The sequence below is a fragment of the Pirellulales bacterium genome (assembly GCA_036490175.1).
Lineage (GTDB): Bacteria > Planctomycetota > Planctomycetia > Pirellulales > JACPPG01 > JACPPG01.
On record DASXEJ010000076.1, the window covers coordinates 1 to 20,231 of the forward strand.

Genomic DNA, 20,231 nt, shown 5'->3' on the forward strand with positions numbered 1-20,231 from the left:
CGGGCTGACAGGCGAATAGCGGTACTGCGAGCCGAGCAAAAACGAGCGCATGGTCTTCCAGCAGGTGTCCATCGTAATCGTTTCGCTTTCGTCCCAGCGAGCGGCGAAGGCGCCCAGTATGGTCTCGAACGGGCCCAAGACCACGAGATTTACCGGATCACCGCTCCGCGTCGCGTGCCGGTTATTCGTTGCGGCGGGCATTTCGCGGAGACGCTTAACGAGCGTCGCCACGTCGCAATCGACCGTTGTGCCAGGCGCGTGCACGGTCGCCAGATCGCGCCGCAGATAGTCGACCGCGATCCCCGGCACGGTGAGCGAGAATGTGAATGTTACGGCTTTATCTTCCGTGCCATCAGACTCGACGCGACCGGTCAACATATCGAGCGAGTCGCCGCCGGCGTGCAGACAGACTTGCACGATCTTCGTACCAAGGTCGAGCGGTGTGAACACGAAGCCTTCGGATGTCGCGCCCGGCATGATCGGGCGGAGGTGGAAAGCGTGCTCTTGAAAATAGGCATCCATGCGGCGATTGGCGCGATAAGCCGTGATGAGTTTGACTAAAATCAAAGGCAGGAGCGGGAGGATAGTAACCAGGATCCAAGCGACCAATCCGAACGTCGAAAGACGTTTGAGAATGGAAAAGTGGTTGGCGGCGGCAACCTCGAGCGCGGTGTAATAGTTCGGATCGATTCGCACCAACTGCAGGCGCAACGGCGCTTGTGAAGTGTTTTCAATCCGCAGGTACAAGGCTTGCAAGCCGCGCCGACTAAGCGGAACGCCGAACCTCCGTTCGCTTTCCAGCGCGTCGAGCACGGCAACGGTGGCACGGGCGCGCGGTTCCTGTTGAATCTCTGCCCGGCTGAGGAAAGCCCTGTACGTGGGATCCGGAGCGTATCGCGTCGTGACAATTCGCTTGAGTAGGTCGAACATCGGCTCGATTGGATCCTTGGAGGGAGGAACACCAAACGCGTCGGCTGCGTTCGCAGTCTGGATATCGCGAGTCGCGAACGCCGAGCGCAGGTTCGTCCATCGCGATTATGCTCTCTGTACTTCGCTGTTCCCCAACGGTGCCTGGGAATGTGCCTGATTTTGGGGCTCCGGCGGGTCCTGGGGAGTCCGCCGAGCCGCAGGATAGGCACCGCGGCGGTTTCTGGTACAATGCTTGATCATAGTTGTACCAGCGGAGCGTCTAAGTCGAGCGTCCGATCGCAATGCTTAGGATGGTATGCCGTTGGGACTTGTGGCGACCTGACCAGACGAGATTCGATTTCCCACATTCAGCATCTTCCACGACCGGCTCTGGCATGGGACGCAGGCAAGTGGTTTAAACAGCCAGAACAGTCGTTTTGACAGCCAGCCAGGACAACTAGCATCAAGTGCCTTCGGCTGATCGAGTGTGATGGGGCGACCAAATTCCACAGGAAGGGCTGGCGATGAACTCGGCGACAATGAAGGTCCTGGGGATTTTTCGACGCTATCGCGTTGGTCCGGGCGAGATGTTGTTTATCCATAATCTCGATCATGCCCCCCAGGTGGCGATGGCCAAGCTAATTTCGGACGGACTGGTATTAAAGGAGCGGGCGAAGAACGCCTACTGCCTGACCAACACTGGCTTTGCCGCCGTGCAATCGTTGTAAGAAGTCCGCCGCCGTCATTGAATGCGCGCGTGGCCGGCTGCGTTGTGGCCTGATCGCGTGGGGTATCCGCCCGACAGTCTGTCGTATTCGGCTCCGCCACATCTCTACCCCGCTGGACTCGGATGCCAAAGACAAAGCAAAGGCGCGCCGCTGCCGAGGTTGCAGTCAGGCGTGGGTCGCGCGTTCGCGTTGCGCGGACCAAAGTCGGCTGGGGCGTTTTTGCCGAGCGCTGGTTTGCCGCCAGCGAGATCATCGGCGAGATCGAGGGGCACATCATCGACGACCTCGACTACGGCTCGCGGTATTGCATGGATCTGGGCGATAGCCGCTGCCTGGAACCGGCGCCCCCTTTTCGATTCATGAATCATTGTTGCGAGCCGAATTGCACGTTTAGCTGGCACGATATCGAAGGGCGGAATGGTCAACCGGCGCAGCGCCGTGTTTTCGTGATTGCGAACTATCGCATCGCACGCGGCGAAGAGCTAACGATCGACTACCGCTGGCCGCCGCACATGGCCATTCCGTGTCGTTGCGGTGCCGAATCGTGTCGTCAATGGGTTGTGGCCGAGAGTGACCTGGATACCGTGCTCGCCGCGATCGCCACACAGAGGTCAGTTGCCAAACAGGCGAGTGCCCCGTCGCAAATCGGCCCGTGATTCTGGCGGGCCGCGATTCAAGTGAAAGATCAGTCGCATATCCCCGGCAGCCGGCGTTGCTGGGCCGGCTGCCGAGGACATCGCGTTGTTCAACTCGCACGATGTTAAGCGTGCGCTGTTCCAATGCGTGCTATGCGAGAGCTTGCTGGTGCGCTGACGTGCAGTCTAAATAGCAGCTTAGTAACGACCGCCGCGGCCGCCGCCGCCACCACCACCACCGCCTCCGCTGCGACCGCCGCCGTATCCGCCCGGCCGACGTCCGCCACCACCACCGCCACCGCCGCCGCCACGTGGGCCGCCGCGATCTTCGCGTGGCTTGGCCTCGTTGACCGTCAAGGGGCGACCTTCGTGCTCTTGCTCGTGCAAACCGCGGATCGCGGCTTGAGCTTCGGCTTCGGTGCCCATTTCCACAAAGGCGAATCCTTTGCTTCGGCCGGTCTCGCGGTCTTCAATGACCTGCACGCTTTGAATCGTGCCGAACGGGGCGAACAGCGCTTCCAGATCGGAATTCTTTACGCTGTAGCTCAGGTTCCCGACATACAGTTTCTTTCCCACCACTCGTCTCCTGTGGCTGCTGGAGTTTGTACTGTGGTTGTCGCACGACCGACGACACCATGAGAAGCATGGTGGGAACGCCGATAGCGCGGCAATCCCGATCAGAAATGACCACCAATGACAGTACAAATACCAGTGACATGCGGCCCACAATCATGCTTTCCGGGCCGACAAAGAAAGGGGTCGCAAATCGACCCAGGCAGGCGGGAAGTCGAGAGGTAAATCCCATGCCGCAAATTCGGCAGACGGGGGTGTCCCTGTTCGGCGGACCAACCAGCGATAGCTAGTATACCGGTTGCAGTGCAGGGCGATAGTCTTTCTGCCAGCAACCCGGCCGAATGGTAGCCCACAGCCGGCGCTGGAAGCGCCTGATTTCCGTTTGACCAGCGAAGCACATTTGATACCATAGGGCCACTGAGATTATGTACACGTGAGTCGATACTCCGTGCTTTGAGATTGCTTTTCGTGCAGCGGTACGCCTCGCACCTTTACCCAGGCTTGCGAAGATATCTCTCTCGACCGCGATTGATCTGACAGCTCAGTGCCGCCGGGCGCCTTCAGGTTGGATGGTGCGGATTTGCGATCATCTCACCACGGAAGGGGGCGCATCGAGCCTCGCTCCGGCTGTGATCTTTGATGTCGTTTTGTATGGGAGAGGTTTGAATGCCTCAGGGTACGATCAAGAAGTTGATTTCGGAAAAGGGCTTTGGATTCATCGCCGGCGAGCGGGGAGAGCTGTTCTTCCACCACTCGGCTGTGGAAGGTACGTCGATCGAGGCTTTGCACGAAGGCCAGACCGTCGAGTACACCGAAGGACGTGGTCCTAAGGGCCCCCGCGCTGAGAACGTCAAGGTCGTCTAACCTTGGCGTTTGATTGTGCGATCATGAGACTTGAGAGCCCCGCGGAGTAATCCACTCCGCGGGGGCTCTCGCTCGCGACGCCTGTGCCCCGCGGCAGGTTCTGGACTGTGGTCCTTCTGCCAGTGGTTCTTCTGCACGGTAATATTCCGCACAGTGATTTTTCCACACAGTAGTTTTTCCGCACTGTGGCTGTTACATCGTGACATCTAGGCGGCGCTTTTTCCGCATCACTACTCTGCGGCATCGTGCCCGAGAATCATAACGATTCGCCCGAGGTCCAAGCTTGTCAATCGTCAAGAGGTGAGTAAGGTGTCGACGCTCGAGCGGATTATTTCCCCCGATGCATTCGATCTGGAAAACGTGATCGCCGATCGAGAGGCCATCAACCAGGTCAATCCGCAGCGCTTCGAATGGGAGCAGCTATCGGCCGTCGTGCACGACGATCCAGATTCCCAGATCATCGTCGGATACAGGGATTTGACTGAGGATCAGTGGTGGTGCCGGGGGCATTTTCCCGGCAGGCCTTTGGTGCCTGGCGTGTTGATCTGCGAAGCAGCGGCCCAACTTTGCAGTTATCACGCGCAAATACACGATCTGACCAACGGCAAGACACTCGGCTTCGGCGGCCTCGACCGCGTGCGATTCCGCGAAATGGTGAGCGTGCCCAGCCGGCTGGTCATCATGGCCAAGGTAGTCAAGATTCGTCACGGCACGATGATCGTCTACCGGTTCCAATGCTACGTCCGCGACTCCTTGGTCTGCGATGGCGAGCTACGGGGCATTGGTCTGCCCGCACTTTAAAGCTCGCGCGGCGACGACGAGCTTTTCGTTACTTCTTTATGTGCTGCGTGTCGCTCGGTTGCTGCGCTTCTTTGGTCTTCTCTTTGGGCCCGAAGAGGGCTTCGGCGCACAACGGGTTGTTGAACATGGCCTCGTGATCGTGCCCCACGTCGGGTACCTCGACCCGCCGCCAGTTGAACGTCCAACCGTGCTTGCGCGCAAGTTCCTCGGCCGCCTGAAAGCAATTCTGTCCACGCTGCCAGCGGGTCGCTCCTTGCCGATCGGACTCGGGCGTTTTGCTTAGGTACTCGTCGCGCTCGGTGTCGTTCTTGCCCAGGTAGAGTGTGATCGGTTGCGCCAGAAAGTGGCGCAGCGCCTCGTCCGAAGAAAGATCATGCGGCAGCCCACCAAATCCGAGAGGGTACTGCTGATCGCGGTCGGGAAAAATATATGTCCCCGGATTCGCCACGACGATGCGCTCTGCACCGGCCGTGACAAATGCCGCCAAGCGGATCAAAAACTGCCCGCCCCCGGAATGGCCGATCAGGTAGTAGGGCATGTCCGGACGGTTTTCGCGGCGGCGAATCTCTGCGGCTAATTTGGGAATCAAGCTCCAGGTCCATTTTTCGCGCGGTTGGACTTTTCCTGCCACCTTCAAGCCGCCGAGTTGATAGCTCTCGAACGGAAAACGGTCCTCGGCAAACCGCGGCGCCACGATCAACGCGCTAAACCGGTCCCCCATGCCTCGGGCGTCGTTCCGATATTCCTCAGCATTACGCAGGACGCCATGAAAAACCAGGATCATCGGCCCGTCGCGGTAAGACTCGGGCTTGTGCGTGAACACCTCCAGCGGCGTCCCATCGACATCGACGGTCAAGGCGTGCGCACCGTGCGGGATGTCTGGTGCAGCGCTGACCAGCAACGCGATTGCTAGCGTGGCAGAGACGATCATGCGTGAGTCCGATCTTCTCGAGGGTGCATCGTTAGTCGGCAAGCAAAGGCTCTGCACGACGAATTAAACGCGCGGGACGCGCTCGGCACGAACGTCGGATGCGCTCGCTTGCGCCGCGCCAGACGACTATAATCCGCTGCGCGTGAAATGAATACGCCCCAGGACCCCCGCCCAGGAACTGACCCATGCGATTCGTTGTATCGCTTGCTTTGCTGATGCTTTGGTCGACCACCATCCAGGCCGAAGATATGGCCGCAGCCCGATTGGCAAATTGGCACCAATGGCGCGGTCCGTTGGCCAATGGGACATCTCCTACGGCAAACCCGCCGCGCACCTGGGACGAGAATTCGAACGTCCGCTGGAAAGTTACTTTGCCGGGGGAGGGAAGTTCGACGCCGATTATTTGGAACGACAAAGTCTTTGTGCTTTCGGCAGTCATGACCGACCGCACCATCGAGTTGCCGCCAGAGCCAGAGAAACCGGCTGCCCAAGAGGGTACGCCCATGCCGCGGCGGGCCAAACGTCCCAACAACTACTTTCAGTTCGTAGTCATGTGCCTGGATCGGTCCACTGGCAATGTGCGTTGGCAGGATGTCGCCGCCGAGGAAGTGCCGCATGAAGGGCACCATCCTGACCACGGCTATGCGTCGTTCTCGCCGACAACCGATGGCCAGTACCTATATGTGTCGTTCGGGTCACGTGGCATTTTCTGTTACGACCTGAACGGCCGCCAGCAGTGGAAACGCGACTTGGGAGACATGCAGACATATGCCACCTTTGGCGAGGGAACGTCACCGGTCATACATGACGACTCGCTGATCGTGAATTGGGATCACCAGGGCGAGTCGTTTCTGATGGTGCTCGATGCGCATACCGGCGAGACGCGTTGGAAGGTCGATCGCGAGTCAGTAACCAGTTGGGCCACGCCGCTGGTCGTGGAATACGAAGGACGCACGCAGGTTATTGTCAACGCCAGCAGCCGTACGCGCAGTTACGACCTTAAAACGGGTGAGATCATCTGGGAATGCGGCGGACAGGTGGCGGCCGCCATCCCCTGCCCGGTCACCTACGAGGGGCTGGTGTACTGCATGACGGGATTCCGCGGCAGCGCCCTGTATGCCATTCCTCTCAGCGCCCAGGGAGACATTACCGACACAGACAAGGTAGCCTGGCATCGCCATGAGGCCACACCCTATGTGCCGTCGCCGCTCTTGTACGGCGACCTGCTTTATTTCACCGGCTCGAACTCGGCGATTTTGTCCTGCCTGGACGCGAAAACCGGTGAACCGGTTTTTGAAAAGAGTCGCTTGCAGGGACTGAAGAACCTTTACGCCTCGCCCGTAGGCGCCGCCGAACGCGTCTACATAACGGGGCGCGACGGGGTCACACTGGTGTTAAAGCACGGACGTACGCTGGAAGTGCTGGCGACGAACAAGCTCGACGATCGTATTGACGCCTCGCCGGCCATCGTTGGCACGCAGCTGTTTCTGCGAGGCCATGGTCACATGTATTGCCTTGAGGAAAAACCAGCGAAGCCCTAGTCGTGTGCGCCGTCCACGTGCTGATCGAAATCAATGATTGAGCCCGTCATCAGGCCCGAGCGGTCGGAAAGCATGAAGGCCACCATGCGAGCGGCTTCGCCAGACTTGATCAGCCGGCCGAACGGTTGAGTTTGTTCGGCCTTTTCGAGCCAGTCGCTGGGGGCATTGTGAAATTGCTTCTGGATGGCGTCCTCGCCGGGCGTGTCCATCCAACCCAGGTTGAGGCCGTTAACGCGAATGCGTTGCTTGACGACGGCATGAGCGACATTTTTCGTTAGTGTCGCCAGCGCGCCTTTGGACATCGAGTACGGCGTGAGGAACGACTGGCCGCCGTGGCTCGACATGCTGATGATGTTGACGATCGATCCGCGGATTCCTTTGTCGAGCATCAGCCGCACCGATTCCTGCATTAAAAAGAACGGCGCCCGCACGTTGAGCGCGACCATCTCGTCGAACAGTTCCGGCGATGAATCGAGAATCGTGCCGCGTCCCGTGTTGGCCGCGCTATTGACCAGATAGTCGACGCGACCGAAGGCGTCGCGAGCCGTTTGCACGATCTTGCGGCAATCGCTCACTCGCGTCAGGTCCGCCGACACGAACTCGGTGCGACAGCCCAGGCCGGTGAGCTCACCTGCCAGGCGGCGGCCATTCTCCGTATGGCGGCCGCAGATCACGAGGCCGTCGATCATTTTCTCAGCGAGCAATTGTCGCGAGATGGCTTCCCCCAGCCCTTGCGTGCTGCCCGTGACGATGGCGACTTTGCCGGCATTTTCGGCCATGGCGTGTTGCTCCTCGAAGATTGCGCGTGGTCACTGCTTTCAGCATACGAAGTGTAACGAGGAGGCGATCTCGACGGTATCCTAAGGCAATGGCGTCTTTGATAGCCCCGCACTGCCCTGTGCCGGCGAATTGAACATGCCGGCTGGGGCGAGTTAGAATGTGTGCGAGCCGTCCGTCCTGATCAAGTCTCCACTTTTCAGGCGATGAATTAGTTTGCAGAAGCGATGGACGTACGATATGCGCCGTGCCCACACGAGGGGAGTATTGTGCGCGCTGCTCGTGGCTTGGTCGGGCGTGAAATCCATCCCGGCGCGCGCTGCCGACGCACTGGCCGGCGATGTCGAGTTCTTTGAAAAAAAGATCCGGCCGATCTTTGTCGAGCATTGCAACGAGTGCCACAGCGGGGCAAAGCCCAAGGCAAACCTAAGGCTCGATGTCTCCGAGGGATGGATTCGCGGCGGCGATTCGGGGGCCGCGGTAGTGCCGGGCAAGCCCGACGCAAGTCCCTTAATAAGTGCCGTCCGTCACGATGGATTGGAAATGCCGCCGGCAGGAAAGCTTTCTGCCGAGAAAATTCAGCTGCTCGAGCAATGGGTGGCGCGCGGCGCACCGGCTCCGCGTGATTCTGAAACTCCGGCGCTTCCCGTGTCCCAGACAGTTATGGATTTGGAGACGGGCCGTAAGTTTTGGGCGTATCAAGCGACCCGAGAACCGGCAATTCCTGACATCGACGAGTCCAATGGGGGTGATCATCCTATCGATCGACTCGTGCGGGCTCGCCTGAAAGCCGAGAAGCTGGGTCCCTCGCCGCCCGCCGGCCGGGCAGTGCTTGTGCGGCGGCTGTATTTTGATTTGTGGGGGCTTCCCCCAGAGCCATCCGAACTCGAAGCCTGCGAGCACGATGCTTCCGCTGATTGGTACGAGGCACTCGTAGGCCGGCTTTTGGCCTCGCCGCGGTTTGCTGAGCGTTGGGGCCGGCACTGGCTGGACATCGTACGTTATGCCGAATCGTTGACGTTGCGGGGATTCATTCTGCCCGACGCCTGGCGCTATCGAGACTACGTGATTGATAATTTTCATCGAGATCGACCCTACGATCAATTTCTGCGCGAGCAAATCGCCGGCGACCTGTTGCCGACTGTATCGGTCGAAGACCGCCAACGACAATTAATCGCGACCACGTTTCTGGCGCTGGGCAATACCAATCTCGAAGAGCAAGACAAGCGCCAACTCGACATGGATGTGGTTGACGAGCAACTCGATGTCATCGGCAAGGCGTTTCTCGCGCAAACGATCGGATGCGCGCGCTGTCATGACCACAAGTTCGACCCGATTCCAACGCGAGACTACTACGCCCTGGCCGGCATATTGCGCAACGTCCAGGCATTGGAACACGAAAATGTTTCAAAGTGGATGACGGTTCCGTTGCCTTTGCCGCCAGAAGAAGAAATGAAATTCGCGCGCCAGGAAACCGCCTTGGCGACGATCGGCCGCGAAATCGAAGAGACACGGGCCCAGATCGCGGCACGGGCCGGCAACACGGCCGGGGTCGACCTGTTGCGCGGGCAATTCGCGGCTTCTGCCAAAATCCCCGGCATCGTCGTCGACGATAGCCAGGCCAGAAAGGTCGGCCAGTGGCAAACGTCGCAGCACACGAAGCCTTATGTGGGCGCTGGCTACATTCACGATCTTGACGAGGGAAAAGGAGACAAGACCGTCACTTTCGTCCCAGAATTACCGAGCAACGGCCGCTACGAAGTGCGGTTGGCGTACACGCCCGGCCCGAATCGCGCTGCCGATGTTCCGGTTACGGTGTTCAGTGCCGATGGCGAAAAGCTCGTACACGTGAACATGCAGCGGCGCCCACAGCTCGATGGCCGCTTTGTATCCCTCGGCGAGTATCGTTGCGAAGTCGCGGGGCAAAGCTTCGTACTCGTTACCAATGAAAACACCCGCGGGCATGTCGTGGCGGACGCCGTGCAGTTTCTGCCGGTGGATGAAGCCGCCCGGCCGGCCGAACGCGACAAGGACGCGCCATCAGGTCCGTCGAATGCGGATTCGGACATAGCTGCCCAGAAGAAGAAATTGCAGACGCTCGAAAGCGATCTCAAACGCATGCGCGCGGCGGCCGCAAAACACCCGACCGTTATGACCGTGGTCGAGCGAAACAAGATTGAGGACACTGTCGTACATATCCGCGGATCGGTCCACGCATTGGGAGACGTCGTCCCGCGAGGTGTTTTACAAGTTGTCGCGCCGCGTTTTGAGATGCCAATGCCAGCCGACCAGAGCGGCCGAGTGCAATTCGCCGAGTGGCTGGCCGCAGCCGAAAACCCCCTAACGGCCCGCGTCTATGTTAATCGGGTCTGCCATTGGCTCTTTGGCCAGGGACTGGTTCGCACGGTCGATAATTTCGGCTCGACCGGTGAATTGCCATCGCACCCCGAGTTGCTCGATCACCTGGCTTTGCGATTCGTCGCCCGCGGCTGGTCAGTGAAACAGTTGGTACGGTATATCGTGACGTCGCAGACGTATCGGCAGTCGTCGGCCGAGCGCGCGGACGGGTTGGCCACGGATCCGGAAAATCGACTTCTTTGGCGCAACAATCGTCAACGACTCGAGGCCGAATGCCTGCGCGATGCGATGCTTTCAATCAGCGGGCAATTGAGCCTGGACGTTGGCGGTTCGACAATTCGCGCCGGCACCTCGGCCGACTACGACTATGTTGATACCGGCACGCGTCGCAGCGTCTACCTGCCGGTGTTGCGTAACGCGCTGTCGGAGTTTCTCGACGTATTCGATTTTCCCGACCCCAGTCTGGTGGTCGGACGCCGGAACGTCAGCACCGTTGCTCCACAAGCGCTGCTGTTGATGAACCATCCGCTTGTGCAAGCGCAGGCCGCGGCCGCGGCGCGGCGGTTGCTTGCCGAAGAGCTGACCGACGACCAGGCTCGCCTGCTGCGTGCGTGTTTGCAAGTCTTGGGTCGCAATCCGTCGACCGCAGAGCGAGAAGTCATTGGCCAATCGCTCGCCGCCGGGGGTCCGCAAGCGGAGCCGGCGCAGCCGCGTGAGGAGGCCTGGACCGAAGTGTATCATTTGTTATTTTCGTCGCTCGATTTCCGCTATCGAGACTAATGGATCGTCTCATGACGTCACTCGGCAGCTTGTCACGCCGGCAGTTTCTGCAAGGTTCCGCTTGCGGCTTTGGCTCGTTGGCATGGTCGGCGCTTGCCACGGCCGCTGCGCGCGCGGAAGAAACCGCATCGCAGCGCGGGCCGCACTTTGCACCGCGAGCGAAGCGGGTGATCTTTTTATTCATGCAAGGCGGGGTGAGCCAGGTCGATTCGTACGATTACAAACCGCGGCTGGCTGCTGACGATGGCAAAAAGATGCCCTTTGACGACGCGCGACAGCGCGCCAATACGGGCCGCGGCGATTCGTCCCAGCGGGTGATGCGATCACCGTGGAAATTTTCGCAATTTGGCGAAAGTGGTCGGTGGGTTTCCGCGTTGTTTCCAGAGGTGGCGCGACACGTCGACGATCTGTGCCTGCTTCACGGCGTGCATACCGAAGGAGTCGCCCACGGCCCGGCGACGCTCTTTTTGCATTGCGGCGCGACGAACTTCATCCGCCCTTCGATCGGCGCCTGGGCGCTCTATGGCCTGGGAACCGAGAACGAGAATCTGCCTGGCTTCGTCACAATTTCGCCATCGTCGGGTAACGGAGGGTCGCGTAATTACGGCAACGCGTTCCTGCCCGCTGCGTATCAGGGGACGGCCTTGGGGAAGGCTGGCACTCCGGTCGCCGCCAGCGCAATACGCAACTTGCAACCGGTTGCTGGGTCGGGCGGTGCGCAGCGCCGCCAGCTGGATCTTTTGCAAAAACTCAACGAAGCGCAGCGGCAAAGATTCGCCAGCGACACGGAGCTAGAAGCCGCGATGCGATCGTATGAGTTGGCTTGGCGCATGCAAGGCGTCGCACCGCATGTACTCGATCTGTCGAACGAAACGCAAGCAACGCAGGATCAATACGGCATCAGCCAGGCTACGACTGACAATTTTGGCCGACAGTGCTTATTGGCGCGGCGACTTTGCGAGGCGGGAGTCCGCTATGTGCAAGTGACCTATGGAGACAACACGGCCAATCCGGCTTGGGATCAGCATTCCAACTTGCCCAAGCACGCCGAGCACGCGCGAGCCGTTGATCAACCGATTGCCGCGCTGCTGGCGGATTTGAAGCAGCGCGGGCTGCTCGACGACACGATCGTATGGTGGGGAGGCGAATTCGGCCGCACGCCTTATGCGCAGAATAATGGCACCGGTCGGGATCATAACCCGGAAGGGTTTACCGTGTGGTTGGCCGGCGGAGGGTTCAAGGCGGGAACTGCTTTTGGCCAGACTGACGAATTCGGTCATCGCGCCATCGCCGGCCGCGTCCACATGCACGACTTGCACGCGACAATCCTGCACCAATTAGGATTGGACCACGAGCGTTTAACTTACCGTTATGCCGGGCGCGATTTCCGTTTGACCGACGTCGCCGGCCAGGTGGTGCGCGAGGTCGTGGGCTGACGAAGTCAGCCAGAGAAAAACAGTCTGGCGGGAGCCGCTCCTCCCTTGCTTGGGAACGGTCGCGACCGAGACTTGCGAACTGGAAAATATCCCCGACTGGAGTCGAACCAGTAACCTCTGCCTTCGGAGGGCAGCGCTCTATCCAGTTGAGCTACGGGGACGCTTCTCTCTACCGCTTATCGGATAAGGAGTTGCGATTGTTCCATGTGCCGTGGCAGCGGATCCGGGCACGCGATGTGTCGCGTCGCTGGACAGCCCGCCGCCGCGCGAGCAACGATTCTACAGCACAGGAAAACGTACGGCAATCAGGGCCAGCGAACGCCTGCTACTTGGCCGCATTCCGGTAAGGATTCTAAGGCTCGTAAAGCGCCAGCGGACGGGTCAGATAGGCAGGTCTTGCGTAAGCGATTGGCGAGAGCTTCGCGCGTTACGCAATAAGGCTGTAGGTTTGCTTGCTACAGCGACTCAGGCAAGTTCTCGAGCGACCGCAATCTTCATTCGTTTAGACTGGCTCATAACTCATCTTTCGTGCGCGGTACGAAAGTAAAACGCTTCCCGGCATGGTCGGCGCACGCCTCAACGTTTCCGCACTCTCTGGCGCGGACGATATCACAACGATACGCTGGGCACTCGCTCCCATGCTGTTGGGAATCGTATTCGGGCGGGTGATCGATCTTGGTGAACACACGATAGGCCCACCGATCATCCTCCCGATCTGTCAGAGCTTTTCAAACGGTATCAAGGCCGGGATTTGGTAATGCAGCCCATTGCAAAGAGATGCACTTGTGGGCTGCGCCCGACCGTCTTGATGTCAAGGGGCCAATTTGCCGGCGCGCGAAATTTCTTACCGTTGTCGTCGCGACAGTCTGCAGACTTAGCAGCCCGCGGCGTGAAGGTTAGTTGCTTACATTACGAAAAAGTTCGTTGATTTAGCCGAGGAAGTGGCGCGTCGAAAACAACGAGTTCTTTGGACTTACGAAAAACTGCATGCGCACAAGTGCAGGATATGACACGATCTGCGCGCCACAGTAGTGACGGCGATGCGACCGAAAAAAAGAACTCCAAGTGGTTCGATTGGGTGGTTGGCGCCGCGCTCTCACTGGTTAAGCTCTACCGGCATGAACTGAGTCGATGGATCGACCCGGCGAATACCCCATGGGGTAAATACATCACAGCCGGAAGTTATGTCGCGCGGGTGCGCGGCTGCTGCATGGATAGCGCAGCGGGCGGTGAGCGTTGGACGATATTTGACTGGCTGCCGGGACGGTAGCCCGCTCACCGTCGAAATAGGTTGCTTCGTCGTTGTCTTGCGCGGCATGCAAGTTGCACCGCTGCCATGACTATCGGGTCGACGGAGTCTCCGCAACCAACCCAGGGAGGACCCTACATGTACGGCGAATTGTTCATGATTGCACTGATGTGGAACCTTGCACCCACCGAGCAAATGTTAACCAGGCAGGGCATTGTACTATTGCACCCCGTCGAAGAGCGCGTCATTGAAAAGACGAATGCCGAGCGTCGCCGTCATGGCCTGTCGCCGCTCGCGGTCGATGGGAAATTGGTGCGCTCCGCGCGTCGCCATACGGCCTGGATGAGCCGCTCGCACACGTTGCGCCACACGACGGCCTCGGTCGGCGAGAATATCGCGATGGGACAGCAATCGAGTCACGAAGCCATGCAATCGTGGATGAATTCGTCCGGGCATCGCGCGAACATTCTCAGTTCGGGCTATACCAAGATCGGCGTGGCGGCCTACACGGCCTCGGACGGGACCGTGTTTTGGTGTCAGCAATTCTTGCGCTGAATCACGGCCGTCTATTCACGCCGGCGCCCGTATTGGCGCCGGCGTACACGACCGGATGCCGCATTTTCGTGACGATCGGCTATTGCACGATCTTTAGCGGTCGATTGTCGCACACCTGCTTCCAGACCGCTTGCAGTTGCTGCGAGTACTGGGCGGCGGTTTGGCCACCCGGAATGTCGAAGTACACGCCGCTGGTGATGCTCGCGATCTGGCTCATCAGGGACGTATCAGCCAAGGCACCCATGCTGATCGTGACAACCGGATAGCCGGCGGTGGCGGCGGCGTTAGCCTCTTGAATGGCAAGAGATTTGGCGCTACTCGTCGAGCCAGGCAGGTTGGCAACACCGTCGGTCATCAACACGACCATTTTGAACGCGTTCGGTCGGGCATTGTTCTGCAATTGGGTTCGAGCCGTCTGCAGGCCGTTGTAGATGTTCGTGCCACCGGTGTAGTGGCCCGCTTGGCGTGCCGAGACAATGTTCGAGATCGAAGTGTAGTTGGCCGTCAAAGCGCTTTCCAATATGGCCGTCTGATCGGAGTACGTGTAGATCGACAATCCAATGCGGTCGTCTTGATTGGCGGCCGTGATATAGGACATGAAGTTCGCGACGGAATCTTTCAACGCGCCGACAGGTTGCTCGTGGGTGCTGGCCAATATCGGGGTTTGGTTATGTTGATATTGATTCGCCTGTAAGTAATTGATCCACGTCATGTAGCCGTACATGTTGGCATAGCCGGCGCTTTGCACGTAGCTGTCCGACTGCACGTAGCTGAAGTAGTTTGCCCAACTGTCGCCCGAATATGGGTACGTCACGTTGGTCAAGCCGAAGGCTTTCATGAGAGTCGTCGAGTCGGTGCCGAAACGTTCGCCAGAGCCGGCCGGGTTGCCGCTATCGTTGGTGCCCGACTTGATCCAGGCCGTTTCCACGATTTTGCTGGCGTTCGCACCGGTGCCATTGAACGTGCCGCTCGTGCCGGAGGTCTTGATGGTCTGTGTAGACCCATCGGTAAATTGCAGTTTGACCTGTGTAATGCTCTTCGTGCTGGTCACCTGCACGCCATTATCTTGGACCTGCGTAACAATCTGAGCCATGTTGCCGTTGGTGGGCGTCATGCCCGTGATCGTGGCATACTGTGGAGTGAATTGCAGCGTGCCATAAACCGGACTGTGCATGTCCTGATACATCTGCTGGAGGCAACTCTGTACATAGGGCAAACCGAGCGTGCTGGCGTTGCGGAATTGGCTGTCGTACGCCATCGATGCCGAGAAATCGAGCACCAGCATGATGTCGCGCGGCTGGTACATGGCTACGCTCTTGGCCTGCAGATTGACCGAATTCTTGTTTAGCACGCGGCCAAAGAAGAGCGATTCGTTGTTGTCTAGCAAAGTCACTTGCACGGCCGAAGGAGTCGAGGAACTGGACGTAAACGCGAAGCTGTTCGTGTTCCAAAGCCCAAAATTCACGGTCATATTTGACGGATCGATCGCGCGGCCTGCCACGTTGTTCATGGCCAGGTAACTCTGCGCGGCCGTCGTCGCGGCGCCGTTGCCGTTGACCAATGCACCAGCGGCCGCCAGAGCAGAGGCGTCGCAGGCACGCTGTAATTCTGCCTGGGTGTTCGCGATGTATCCGACGTCGACACTGAACGCCACCATGCCTAACATGACGACCATGAAGATCGCGGCCAGCACGGCGATAGCCCCTTTACGTCGCGACCGATTCGAGGCTTGCGAGCGACCCGAGGCAATTCGTTCAAGAAGACGCATGACCCACCTGCCTTCTGTACAAATCAGAGATGTGAGTGTGTATGGCGCCGACCGAGCGACGCGAAAATACATATTCTGGCGACGTGCAAATGAAAGATAGCTCATACTGCAGGCCGAGCGCGGAAATTTACAATCCACCGTCGACCATTACGCACAATCGCACGGCCTCGACCCCGTCGCGCTGAATCGACGATGCAAATCGGCAACATGAAGTCACAATCAATCATCATCGTGGGGGCCAGCACCCGTGCCGCGGCGTTCTCGGCCCTGGCCGGCGGACTGTCGCCAATCTGTGCCGATCAGTTCGCCGACGCGGACCTAGCGCTCCGCTGTGGCGTTAGTCCCGTTACTGCCTATCCCGAGGGATTTGAACCATTTGTCCGGCACGTTCCTGGTCAGGCCTGGATGTATACGGGTGCCTTGGAGAATTATCTCGCGCTGGTGGCGCGCTTGGCGGCGCATAAAACCCTGTGGGGTAACAATCCGCAGGTGCTGGCTCGAGCGCGTGATCCCCTGACGGTGCATCGTCTGTTAGGCGCGGCTGGATTGGCCTCGCCCCAGATCCAACAAACCGCGGATTTGTTGCGGCGCGATGGCACGTGGTTGCGTAAATTGCGACGAAGTAGCGGGGGCCTGGGCGTTAGCATCTGGGATGCGGGCGCAGAAAAAGCGGCGGACGACCATTACTTTCAACGCTTTGTAAGTGGCGATTCGTGCGCGGCCATCTACGTGTCGTCGCCCGACGGCCAGACGCGATTCCTGGGAGCGACCGAGCAACTGCTCAGGCCAGCGCCGGGAAGCGTGCGGCCGTTTCGCTATGTGGGATCGGTGGGACCCCTGCGTCTCGATGACCGAGCAGCGCAGACGCTCGTGAAAATCGGGCAGACTCTGACCAGCGGGTTGGGGTTGGTGGGGGTGTGGGGTGTTGACTATATCGACGATGGTCGCGACATCTGGCCCATCGAGGTGAATCCGCGCTATACCGCTTCGGTCGAGATACTCGAACGTAGCTTGGCCTTCTCTGCCGTGGCGCGGCACGTGGCGGCCTGTCGCGACGGAATTCTATTCACAGAGCAGCCCCTGTCGCCCGATGCATTGTGGCATGGCAAGCGGATCATTTATGCCGTACACGATGTCGACATTGATCGTGCCTTCGTCGAGCGATCGCTGACCGAAAATGCCGGCGGCACCATGCCCACGATCGCCGACATTCCCACTGCCGGCACGTCGATCAAGCAAGGAAGGCCCGTAATGACGGTATTCGCCCAAGCAGTGACCCGGGACGACGTCGTAGTGGAACTCGAACGTGTGGCCCAAGACTGGCAGCGGCGCTTAAGCGAAGGCGTCACCGTCTGAACACACGACGGCGCGAATTTGGCTTGGACCGAATTGCGAGTCGGCAGGACCCTACGGCAACTCGCGGATCTCGACGTCTTTGAACCAGACGCGCATCTTCGGGCCAACGTGTAGTTGCAACGCCAGGATACCGTCTGTGGCCCCCTCTGGGCTCTTTTCCTGATAGTCGACGGTCGTGAACCCGTTGAGCACTTGAGTAATGTGGGGACCATCGGCGGTGATCACGTATTCGTTCCAATCCTCCTTGTGCATGTGTTTGGCCACTTCGGTGGGATTGACGTTTGCGAGAATGCCGCGTCCCCGCTCTTCGTACAAAATGCCCATGAACATATTGTCTGCGATATCGGCCTGGTAGCCACTGACGACGTAATCGGGGAGCTGTTTACTGCGGAATTGCACACCGGAGTTGCCGTTGCGCATCTTGAATTTCACCTTGAGCACGAAGTTCTTGTAGGCCTTCGTGGTGGCCAAAAACGTGTTGTGCTTCAAATCGACGTTATCGGTGGTGCCGACGATCATGCCATCTTCGACGCTCCACAGCTTTTCATCCCCTTGCCAGCCCGCCAGCGTGCGCCCGTCGAAGAGCGGCTTGAATGTCTCTTCGGCACGCGATCGAGTCGGGGCAGAGCAAGTAAACAACAGGGCCAGAGTTAACGCCATACGAACGTGCATGAGGGCAGCTCCCACAGTGTTGTCGAATACGGGATATCAACGACAGTGTCGCAGATTGCGATGTTTTCCAGCGAGTCAGCGGTGCTATCCTACCTGATCCCGAGTCAGCCGGCCACGTTATACGGATTCCAGTTCCGCGGCCGTCCGCCAACGGCGACCCGCCAATTCGGGTTCGTAATCCTCGACGCCGGCCAAACGCGCAATTTCGCGCAAGAAACGGCGCGTCAGCTCGCCTAGCACTTCTTTGTCATGGTCCCGGCCGTAAAACTCCGAAATGTCGATCGGCGCTCCGATCCGCAGGCAGGCACGCGCGGGAGTGAAAAAGGCCCCGAAACTTGTGCCGTCGTTGGGCGCCCCGCTCAGGTAGCAAGGCACGACCGGCACGCGCGCCCGCAAAGCGATCAACGCAGCCCCCGGGCGGCCGGGTAGCAGCAGGCGCGAGCTGTCGTTGATGCGTCCCTCGGGAAACATGCCCACCAGGTCGCCTTGCGATGCATAACGAATGGCGAGCTTCGTGGCTGCCGTGTCGACTCCGCGGCGATTCACGGGAATTGCTTGCATGATCTTGAAGAACCAGGACATGGTCGGATCATTGCAATATTCCTTAGCAACCATCCAGTGCACAATGCGATTGGTGGCCAGGGCGATGAACGACGGATCGATGGGCCCGATGTGGTTGCAGACAATAATTGCGCCGGTTCCCGGCGGAAGCTGCAACTCGCCAACGATTTTAGCCCTCCACAGAATGCGGGCCATGAGGTAATTGAAGGGGTAATACAGCGGGAATTGGGCCAGCGTGTAATGCGTCCGCCGATAGACCGAGACGCCCCAATACAGTATGGCCATCGCTACCGCTGCGATGATGCCGGCCGCCAGCCACGTTGTCCCAGTTTCGGTCATGGTCTGCTTGGTCTAGTCGTTTCGTTGCGGTGGTAAAAGGCTTTGGCAGCAGCTTTTCCACTGCCGTCCAGGCTGCGGCGACACCGAGGAGCAGTCCGTGCTTGCCACGGGGGCAGGTGAACCGCAACCGGTAGGTGAGAAAACGGCTTTCCGATCACCCATTCCCTACGTATCGACTCGACAACTATAACTTGCCCTGGGGCTTCGCGGGAGGTTGCCAGAATCCGGAGCAGAGGTCACCGGCATGGTGCCAGGGGCCCGCGCGGGATACTTTCTGGCCCGGGGCAAGGCACAATTTTCGACTGGCACGGAGATCTTGCCAAATGCTTTTGGGCGTCGTCAGCGACACACACGGTCACGCGCACAACACGCAGCAAGCGATCCGCATTTTGGAGAGCTTTGCACCCGTGGCGGTCATTCATTGTGGCGATATTGGGTCCGCCGAGATCGTGCCGATGTTCGCCCCCTGGCCGACACATTTCGTGCTGGGAAATGTCGACGAGGGGTGTCCGGAGATCGAACGGGCGATTATGCAGGCGGGGCAGACCTACCACGGCGCGTTCGGCAATGTGACGCTCGCCGGCAAACGGATCGCATTCTTGCACGGACACGATAGCGCCCGTCTTCGGCTGGAAATGTCGAGCGGCAAATGGGATCTGCTGTGCTACGGCCACACCCACCAACGAGACCAGCGGCGCGACGAGCAGGGGACGCTGGTCCTCAACCCTGGCGCGCTATACCGCGCCCGGCCGCACTCCTTGGCCATCGTCGACCTGTCCACGCTCGACGTCACGAGCGTGACCCTGTGAGAGGGCCCATCCGTCCCGCTGGCTGTCCAGCAATCAGGCGATGAATCCGCCACAGCGTCCTTAGCCGGCGCGGCGCTGCATCTGGTTGAACGGCAACACGACCGGCGCCTCGCTCATGCGATACCGATACTGCATGACGTAGGCGTCTTCAGGAGTGTCTTCGTAAAACCCTCGCAAGACCGAGACGGCGCGAAATCCCAGCGCGCGAAAGAACAGTTGGGCGTCGAGATTCGTCTCGCGTACTTCGAGCAATAAGCGGCTACGCCGTTGCTGCGAAAGCTTGCCCATCAGCTTCGACATCATCTGGTTACCGGCACCGCGTCGGCGAAATGCCGAAGCAACGGCAAAGTTCAAGACGTGCAATCGCGTCTTGTGCAGTTCGTAGATCATGAAGCCCGCCACTCGGTCATCGCAGTCGGCGACCATGCCGATGCAGTTGCGTTGCCGCAGACAGCGGAGAAAGTCATCCTCGGACCAGGGAAATTCGAAGCTTTGGGCTTCGATGGCAAGCACCTCTTGCATGTCTCGGCGAATCATCCAACGGACATGCACGCGAAGCTCTTGCTTCTGTCCCGAACTCATCAAAGGC

The 20,231-nt window shown here is 59.3% G+C and carries 19 protein-coding genes and 1 tRNA gene; 11 read left to right on the forward strand and 9 right to left on the reverse strand.

The window, feature by feature from the left end:
* Positions 1 to 930, reverse strand: a 930-nt coding sequence (locus tag VGG64_05180) for an LssY C-terminal domain-containing protein (protein HEY1598971.1), incomplete at its 3' end; no start/stop codon positions are given.
* A gap of 503 nt (positions 931 to 1,433) precedes the next feature.
* Here VGG64_05180 and VGG64_05185 point away from each other — a divergent pair.
* Positions 1,434 to 1,637, forward strand: coding sequence for a hypothetical protein (locus VGG64_05185; GenBank protein ID HEY1598972.1), 204 nt, complete (start codon positions 1,434 to 1,436; stop codon positions 1,635 to 1,637).
* A gap of 122 nt (positions 1,638 to 1,759) precedes the next feature.
* A complete protein-coding gene (locus VGG64_05190; protein ID HEY1598973.1) occupies positions 1,760 to 2,293 on the forward strand; it encodes an SET domain-containing protein-lysine N-methyltransferase in 534 nt (177 codons plus the stop codon).
* A 177-nt stretch (positions 2,294 to 2,470) separates the two neighbouring features.
* On the opposite strand, the gene VGG64_05195 is transcribed toward VGG64_05190, so the two are convergent.
* Positions 2,471 to 2,848: an RNA-binding protein gene (locus VGG64_05195; GenBank protein HEY1598974.1), complete on the reverse strand. Its 378-nt coding sequence runs from the start codon at positions 2,846 to 2,848 to the stop codon at positions 2,471 to 2,473.
* 663 nt (positions 2,849 to 3,511) lie between these two features.
* Between VGG64_05195 and VGG64_05200 the strand changes: the two genes are divergently transcribed.
* Positions 3,512 to 3,709 carry a cold shock domain-containing protein gene (locus VGG64_05200; GenBank protein HEY1598975.1) on the forward strand — a complete coding sequence of 66 codons (198 nt, stop codon included), beginning with the start codon at positions 3,512 to 3,514 and terminating at the stop codon, positions 3,707 to 3,709.
* A gap of 309 nt (positions 3,710 to 4,018) precedes the next feature.
* Positions 4,019 to 4,510 (forward strand): 3-hydroxyacyl-ACP dehydratase FabZ family protein, encoded by a 492-nt coding sequence (locus tag VGG64_05205; protein HEY1598976.1) that lies wholly within the window; start codon positions 4,019 to 4,021, stop codon positions 4,508 to 4,510.
* A 28-nt stretch (positions 4,511 to 4,538) separates the two neighbouring features.
* Here the strand turns inward: VGG64_05205 and VGG64_05210 are convergent, their stop codons facing one another.
* Positions 4,539 to 5,441: a hypothetical protein gene (locus VGG64_05210; protein HEY1598977.1), complete on the reverse strand. Its 903-nt coding sequence runs from the start codon at positions 5,439 to 5,441 to the stop codon at positions 4,539 to 4,541.
* A gap of 185 nt (positions 5,442 to 5,626) precedes the next feature.
* On the opposite strand from VGG64_05210, the gene VGG64_05215 reads away from it, so the two are divergent.
* A complete protein-coding gene (locus tag VGG64_05215; GenBank protein HEY1598978.1) occupies positions 5,627 to 6,982 on the forward strand; it encodes a PQQ-binding-like beta-propeller repeat protein in 1,356 nt (451 codons plus the stop codon).
* Here VGG64_05215 and VGG64_05220 read toward each other — a convergent pair.
* Positions 6,979 to 7,761: an SDR family oxidoreductase gene (locus VGG64_05220; GenBank protein HEY1598979.1), complete on the reverse strand. Its 783-nt coding sequence runs from the start codon at positions 7,759 to 7,761 to the stop codon at positions 6,979 to 6,981. The genes VGG64_05215 and VGG64_05220 overlap by 4 nt on opposite strands.
* A 238-nt stretch (positions 7,762 to 7,999) precedes the next feature.
* Between VGG64_05220 and VGG64_05225 the strand changes: the two genes are divergently transcribed.
* A complete protein-coding gene (locus VGG64_05225; protein ID HEY1598980.1) occupies positions 8,000 to 10,897 on the forward strand; it encodes a DUF1553 domain-containing protein in 2,898 nt (965 codons plus the stop codon).
* A gap of 11 nt (positions 10,898 to 10,908) precedes the next feature.
* A complete protein-coding gene (locus tag VGG64_05230) occupies positions 10,909 to 12,333 on the forward strand; it encodes a DUF1501 domain-containing protein (GenBank protein HEY1598981.1) in 1,425 nt (474 codons plus the stop codon).
* A gap of 87 nt (positions 12,334 to 12,420) precedes the next feature.
* On the opposite strand, the gene VGG64_05235 is transcribed toward VGG64_05230, so the two are convergent.
* Positions 12,421 to 12,494, reverse strand: a tRNA-Arg gene (locus tag VGG64_05235).
* Positions 12,495 to 13,339: 845 nt separating this feature from the next.
* On the opposite strand from VGG64_05235, the gene VGG64_05240 reads away from it, so the two are divergent.
* Positions 13,340 to 13,603: a hypothetical protein gene (locus tag VGG64_05240; GenBank protein ID HEY1598982.1), complete on the forward strand. Its 264-nt coding sequence runs from the start codon at positions 13,340 to 13,342 to the stop codon at positions 13,601 to 13,603.
* A 66-nt stretch (positions 13,604 to 13,669) separates the two neighbouring features.
* On the forward strand, positions 13,670 to 14,137 hold the full coding sequence (locus tag VGG64_05245; protein ID HEY1598983.1) for a CAP domain-containing protein: 468 nt from the start codon (positions 13,670 to 13,672) through the stop codon (positions 14,135 to 14,137).
* Between the two features lie 79 nt (positions 14,138 to 14,216).
* Here the strand turns inward: VGG64_05245 and VGG64_05250 are convergent, their stop codons facing one another.
* The gene (locus VGG64_05250) at positions 14,217 to 15,905 is read right to left on the reverse strand and encodes a VWA domain-containing protein (GenBank protein ID HEY1598984.1); all 1,689 of its coding nucleotides are present in this window, start codon (positions 15,903 to 15,905) and stop codon (positions 14,217 to 14,219) included.
* Between the two features lie 207 nt (positions 15,906 to 16,112).
* Here VGG64_05250 and VGG64_05255 point away from each other — a divergent pair, with 207 nt between their 5' ends.
* On the forward strand, positions 16,113 to 17,261 hold the full coding sequence (locus tag VGG64_05255; protein ID HEY1598985.1) for an ATP-grasp domain-containing protein: 1,149 nt from the start codon (positions 16,113 to 16,115) through the stop codon (positions 17,259 to 17,261).
* 51 nt (positions 17,262 to 17,312) lie between these two features.
* Here VGG64_05255 and VGG64_05260 read toward each other — a convergent pair whose 3' ends face one another.
* Both VGG64_05260 and VGG64_05265 read right to left on the reverse strand, forming a co-directional pair.
* Positions 17,313 to 17,933, reverse strand: a complete 621-nt coding sequence (locus VGG64_05260; GenBank protein ID HEY1598986.1) for a DUF1080 domain-containing protein — start codon at positions 17,931 to 17,933, stop codon at positions 17,313 to 17,315.
* A gap of 117 nt (positions 17,934 to 18,050) precedes the next feature.
* Positions 18,051 to 18,833: a lysophospholipid acyltransferase family protein gene (locus VGG64_05265; protein HEY1598987.1), complete on the reverse strand. Its 783-nt coding sequence runs from the start codon at positions 18,831 to 18,833 to the stop codon at positions 18,051 to 18,053.
* A 323-nt stretch (positions 18,834 to 19,156) separates the two neighbouring features.
* Between VGG64_05265 and VGG64_05270 the strand changes: the two genes are divergently transcribed.
* Positions 19,157 to 19,642 carry a metallophosphoesterase family protein gene (locus VGG64_05270; protein ID HEY1598988.1) on the forward strand — a complete coding sequence of 162 codons (486 nt, stop codon included), beginning with the start codon at positions 19,157 to 19,159 and terminating at the stop codon, positions 19,640 to 19,642.
* 60 nt (positions 19,643 to 19,702) lie between these two features.
* Here VGG64_05270 and rimI read toward each other — a convergent pair whose 3' ends face one another.
* Positions 19,703 to 20,179 carry a ribosomal protein S18-alanine N-acetyltransferase gene (gene rimI / locus VGG64_05275; protein ID HEY1598989.1) on the reverse strand — a complete coding sequence of 159 codons (477 nt, stop codon included), beginning with the start codon at positions 20,177 to 20,179 and terminating at the stop codon, positions 19,703 to 19,705.
* Between the last annotated feature and the right edge of the window lie 52 nt (positions 20,180 to 20,231).

Excerpts from the sequence above, each read along its gene's own strand:
- VGG64_05250 (HEY1598984.1), bottom strand. The coding sequence starts at position 15,905 with ATGCGTCTTCTTGAACGAATTGCCTCGGGTCGCTCGCAAGCCTCGAAT.
- rimI (HEY1598989.1), bottom strand. The coding sequence starts at position 20,179 with ATGATTCGCCGAGACATGCAAGAGGTGCTTGCCATCGAAGCCCAAAGC.
- VGG64_05230 (HEY1598981.1), top strand. The coding sequence starts at position 10,909 with ATGACGTCACTCGGCAGCTTGTCACGCCGGCAGTTTCTGCAAGGTTCC.
- VGG64_05270 (HEY1598988.1), top strand. The coding sequence starts at position 19,157 with ATGCTTTTGGGCGTCGTCAGCGACACACACGGTCACGCGCACAACACG.
- VGG64_05240 (HEY1598982.1), top strand. The coding sequence starts at position 13,340 with ATGACACGATCTGCGCGCCACAGTAGTGACGGCGATGCGACCGAAAAA.
- VGG64_05265 (HEY1598987.1), bottom strand. The coding sequence starts at position 18,833 with ATGACCGAAACTGGGACAACGTGGCTGGCGGCCGGCATCATCGCAGCG.
- VGG64_05190 (HEY1598973.1), top strand. The coding sequence starts at position 1,760 with ATGCCAAAGACAAAGCAAAGGCGCGCCGCTGCCGAGGTTGCAGTCAGG.
- VGG64_05225 (HEY1598980.1), top strand. The coding sequence starts at position 8,000 with ATGCGCCGTGCCCACACGAGGGGAGTATTGTGCGCGCTGCTCGTGGCT.
- VGG64_05200 (HEY1598975.1), top strand. The coding sequence starts at position 3,512 with ATGCCTCAGGGTACGATCAAGAAGTTGATTTCGGAAAAGGGCTTTGGA.
- VGG64_05210 (HEY1598977.1), bottom strand. The coding sequence starts at position 5,441 with ATGATCGTCTCTGCCACGCTAGCAATCGCGTTGCTGGTCAGCGCTGCA.
- VGG64_05255 (HEY1598985.1), top strand. The coding sequence starts at position 16,113 with ATGAAGTCACAATCAATCATCATCGTGGGGGCCAGCACCCGTGCCGCG.
- VGG64_05245 (HEY1598983.1), top strand. The coding sequence starts at position 13,670 with ATGACTATCGGGTCGACGGAGTCTCCGCAACCAACCCAGGGAGGACCC.
- VGG64_05260 (HEY1598986.1), bottom strand. The coding sequence starts at position 17,933 with ATGCACGTTCGTATGGCGTTAACTCTGGCCCTGTTGTTTACTTGCTCT.
- VGG64_05220 (HEY1598979.1), bottom strand. The coding sequence starts at position 7,761 with ATGGCCGAAAATGCCGGCAAAGTCGCCATCGTCACGGGCAGCACGCAA.
- VGG64_05215 (HEY1598978.1), top strand. The coding sequence starts at position 5,627 with ATGCGATTCGTTGTATCGCTTGCTTTGCTGATGCTTTGGTCGACCACC.
- VGG64_05185 (HEY1598972.1), top strand. The coding sequence starts at position 1,434 with ATGAACTCGGCGACAATGAAGGTCCTGGGGATTTTTCGACGCTATCGC.